Annotated in this window: 3 protein-coding genes; all 3 read left to right on the forward strand. The window is 67.6% G+C overall.

What is annotated here, in order from left to right:
- The coding region (locus VF497_RS14915) for a transaminase (protein WP_330890108.1) at positions 1 to 1,110 on the forward strand (1,110 nt) is incomplete at its 5' end.
- Entirely contained in the window at positions 1,110 to 1,907 is a 798-nt protein-coding gene (locus tag VF497_RS14920; RefSeq protein WP_330890111.1) for an SDR family oxidoreductase, read from the forward strand. The genes VF497_RS14915 and VF497_RS14920, both read left to right, overlap by 1 nt.
- Before the next feature lie 53 nt (positions 1,908 to 1,960).
- Positions 1,961 to 2,598, forward strand: a 638-nt coding sequence (locus VF497_RS14925) for an SDR family oxidoreductase (protein ID WP_330890113.1), incomplete at its 3' end; no start/stop codon positions are given.

Raw genomic sequence — 2,598 nt, forward strand, 5'->3', positions numbered from 1 at the left:
GAGGCGGTGACGGAAGCCGCGCTGCATCAGCTCAAGCGTGGCGCGACCATGATGCTGCCGACCGAGGACAGCCTTTGGGTCGGCGCCGAGCTGTCGCGCCGCTTCGGTCCGAAATACTGGACGCTGACGACGTCGGCAACCGATGCCAATCGCGCCGCGATCCGCATCTCGCGCATGATCACCGGCCGGCGCAAGGTGCTGGTGTTCTCCGGCTGCTACCACGGCGGCGTCGAGGAGGCGCATGTCGAGATCCGCGACGGCCGCGTCGGCCTGCGCAACATGATCCATCCCAACGGCATCGATCATGACGCCGTGAGCCGGGTCGTCGAGTTCAACGATGTCGCCGCGCTCGAGGCGGCGCTGGCGCAGGGCGACGTCGCCTGCGTGCTGACCGAGCCGCTGATGACGAATTTCGGCATGATCCCCGTCGACCCTGGTTTTCACCGGGCGTTGCGCGACCTGACCCGCCGCGCGCGCACCGTGCTCATCATCGACGAGACGCATACGCTGTCCTGCGGAGCGGGCGGCTATACCGAGAGCCACGGGCTCGAGCCGGACATCTTCGTCGCCGGCAAGGCGATCGCCGGTGGAATCCCCGCCGGCGTGTTCGGTCTCAGCCAGGAGATTGCCGAGCGGCTCTGGACAATCGTCCCCCACGTCAATCCGCGCGAGCGGCAGTCGGCGCATCTCGGCTTCGGCGGCACGCTTGCCGGCAACGCGCTGACGGTCGCGACCATGCGCGCGGTGCTGGAGAAGGTGCTGACCTCATCGAATTACGAGCGGATGATCGGAACCGCGACCTGGCTCGCGCAGGAAGCGCGCCGGCTGATCGATGCGGCCGGACTGCCCTGGCACGTCACCCAGATCGGTGCGCGTGCCGAGATCATGTTCATGCCACAGCCGCCTCGCAGCGGCGCCGACGTCATTGCGGGCCGGCAACCCGATCTCGAGACCTTGCTGCATGCGTTCTACATGAACGAGGGCATTCTGGTGACGCCGTTCCACACCATGCTGCTGATGTGCCCGGCAACATCGGGGCGGGACGTCGACAAGCATACGGCGGTGTTAGCGCAGTTCATCGATCTGCTGCGCGGCGCGGGGGCTATCTGATGCAGGCGACTCCGTTCAAGCTTGATGGCAGGGTCGCCATCGTCACAGGAGGGGGCAGGGGGATCGGCGCCGCCATCGTGACACGGCTCGCGGAGGCCGGCGCGACTGTGGTGATCGCCAACCGAACGCTCGATGTGGCCGAGGCGCTGGCACGCGAGCTGGCGTCTGATGGCCGGACCGCGTATTGCGTCCCGTTCAACAAGTTGGACCGTAGCAGCTTGCGGGCGTTGGTTGACGATGTCGCCGCTCGATACGGCCGGCTCGATATCGTCGTGCACAATGCCGGCGGTTGCCCGTGGGCCTCGCTGGACGAGCTCGATGAAGCGAAGCTCGACGAGACACTGGCGCTCAATCTCAACGCCAGCATCTGGCTCGCGCAGGCCGCAATTCCGCATATGCGCGCCGTCGGCTTCGGACGCATTCTCGTGACATCCTCGGTCTCGGCGCGCGTCGCGATGGGCGGCGGTGCGCACTACTCGGCGGCGAAGGCCGGGGTGAACGCATTTATCCGCGGCGCCGCATTCGAATTGGCGCGCGACGGCATCACCGTCAACGGCGTCGAGGCCGGCTTCATCGAGAAGCCGGGCCGCGGCACCATGAGCGCGCCGGAGAACAAGGCGAAGCTCGAACGCTTCATCCCGATGGGGCACATGGGGAGCGCCGACGACATCGCCTGCGCGATGCTCTATCTCGCCTCCGCCGAGGCCAGATATGTCACCGGGCAGACCATCGTCGTCGATGGCGGTTCGACCTTGCCCGAGACCGGATTTGCCGTCGAACGGCAGTGGGGAGCCTAGATGAGCATGATCTTTTCGGAAAACTGGCTTCCGCTTCTCCGGATCACGCTCTGATGCCGCGCCTGGACGGAAAGACCGCGCTGGTGACCGGCGCGGCCACGGGGATCGGCCGGGCCACGGCGGCGCTGCTGGCGCTGAGCGGCGCGCGCGTCGTGCTGTTCGGGCTCGGTGAGGCCGAGTTGCAAGCAGCCGCGGCGGAGTGCGGAGGGCAGGCGGTCCATGGCGACGTCACCCGTCCGGACGACATTGCCGACGCCGTCGCCGCCTGCGGCGCGTGGCTCGACATCGTCGTCAACGCCGCCGGCCTGATCGTGCCGGATCAGCCCGCCAGCGTCTCCGACGAGGTCTGGGCCAGGACGCTCGATGTCAACCTCACGGGGACCATGCGGGTCTGCCGGGCATCGCTGCCGCTGCTCCGGCAGCGCGGCGGATCGATCGTCAACATCGCCTCGGTTGCCGCATTCAACGCCAGTCCGGACAGCGCAAGCTACGCCGCCAGCAAGGCGGCCGTCGTCGCCTATACCCGTTCACTGGCCTATGCCCACGGCGCCGACGGCATTCGCGCCAATGCGGTGGCGCCCGGCTGGGTGCGAACGCCGATGAGCGCCTATGAAATGCAACTGCTCGCGGACCAGAACGGCACCTCGCCCGACGCCGAGTTTCGTAGCGTCGAACGCCGGATCGCCTTGGG

It is taken from the genome of Rudaea sp. (genome assembly GCF_036383415.1).
GTDB lineage: Bacteria > Pseudomonadota > Gammaproteobacteria > Xanthomonadales > Rhodanobacteraceae > Rudaea.